Origin of the sequence: Burkholderia sp. Ac-20365 (genome assembly GCF_017104715.1) — a bacterium.
Lineage (GTDB): Bacteria > Pseudomonadota > Gammaproteobacteria > Burkholderiales > Burkholderiaceae > Paraburkholderia.
Genome location: NZ_JAAGPI010000098.1, coordinates 1 through 1452 on the forward strand (window position 1 = coordinate 1; position 1452 = coordinate 1452).

The 1452-nt window shown below is 61.8% G+C and carries 1 protein-coding gene and 1 pseudogene; both read left to right on the forward strand.

Annotation, left to right across the window (positions count from 1 at the left end):
• Positions 1–227: pseudogene (locus G3O01_RS44740) on the forward strand (porin); the annotation flags it as partial.
• 289 nt (positions 228–516) lie between these two features.
• Positions 517–1221 (forward strand): ProQ/FinO family protein, encoded by a 705-nt coding sequence (locus G3O01_RS44745; protein WP_205813903.1) that lies wholly within the window; start codon positions 517–519, stop codon positions 1219–1221.
• The last annotated feature ends 231 nt before the right edge of the window (positions 1222–1452 follow it).

The window sequence follows — 1452 nt, forward strand, 5'->3', positions numbered from 1 at the left end:
GTTCGGCGTCGTATTCGCAGGTCAATCTGTCCGAGTACTACTCGCTGTCCAAGCGCACGGGCCTGTACGCGTTGCAGGCGTATCAGCGCGCGAACGGCCAGACGCTCGGCACGGGCGGTCGCAGCATCATCAACGCGACGGCGACGATCGGCGACGGCTTCAACTCGACGCCTTCGTCATCGCGCAGCATGGTGGGCGTGGGCGTGGGTATGGTGCATCGCTTCTGACGTTACGCAAGCTGGTCGATGCAGGAAAGGGCGCCGCGATTGCGGCGCTTTTTCTTTGCGCCAGCCGCTTGTACCTCCCGGCGCAGGCAAGACAGTTGCATCCGGTGCCGGCTGGCGGACTTTATGCATGGCGATACGCGTTTTGCCCCGTCGAGATGCAGAAATGGCCCGCCGACAGCAAACGGCCATCGACGCCGCGCATGATAGGCGGAGGGCAGCGAAACGTTGGCCGGTATGAGGATGCTCAGCGGCTGCTACAATCCTGCGTCATTGCAATGAAGGTGAAGACATGGGCTTTGAACAACTGGCGAAGCTGAGGGACGAACTCGCCAAGCAGGCTAAAGCGCAGCGTAAGGAAAAGCAGGCTGCGGAGAAACCCGCTCACACGAGCGGCAAGGATACGAACACAAGCGACACGAAGGCCCGCGACGCGAGGCGGCCGGCTCGGCCCGCTGCGAAGACGACTGGCAAACCGGCGTCAGGCAGACCGGCGTCCGGCAAGCCTGCGTCCGCGCGTCCGGAAGCGAAGCAGAATCCTGTCGATCCCGTCGTGCATACCATCGGCAAGCTGCAAAAGCGCTTTCCGCTGGCATTCCCGAAGAATCCCGCGCCCAAGGTGGCCCTGAAGATCGGCATTCTCGACGATCTGCTCGCGCAGGCCGCCGAGCTGAAACTGACCGAGCAGGAAGTTCGCGATGCAGTCAGCACGTGGTGCCGCGGCAGCCGTTACTGGGCGAGCCTGACGGAAGGCGCGTCGCGCGTCGATCTGAACGGCGCGGAAACGGGCAAGGTCACGGCATCGGAATCGGCATTTGCACGGCGTCGGTCGGGTGGCCGGAATAAGCCGGCGGCTGCGAAGGCTGGTGGTGAGACCGCTGCGGCTGCGGTTACGGCTACGGCTGCAGAGACCAACAAGCCTGTGGATGACGCAGCGGCTGTGACCGGTACGAACGACGAAGGCGATGCGCCGGCGGCAGATCAGGCTCAGGGCTGATTTGGTTCAGGTCGGTAGGTGAAGGTTGAGGTTGCAGGGAGCGGTGGCTGGTTTGCTGCTGCCTGTTTCTAATTTGACATAATCTTAATTATCACCGTTTTGGTTTGTAGCGGCTCTATCCTAATGTCGTGTTCTGGCTATTTACAGATGTCGTGTTTCTGAACGCTGGCAAGCTGGCACCGTGCTGCAACCATGCGGGAGCCAGCCATGAAGCCGGACACCACACTGGTG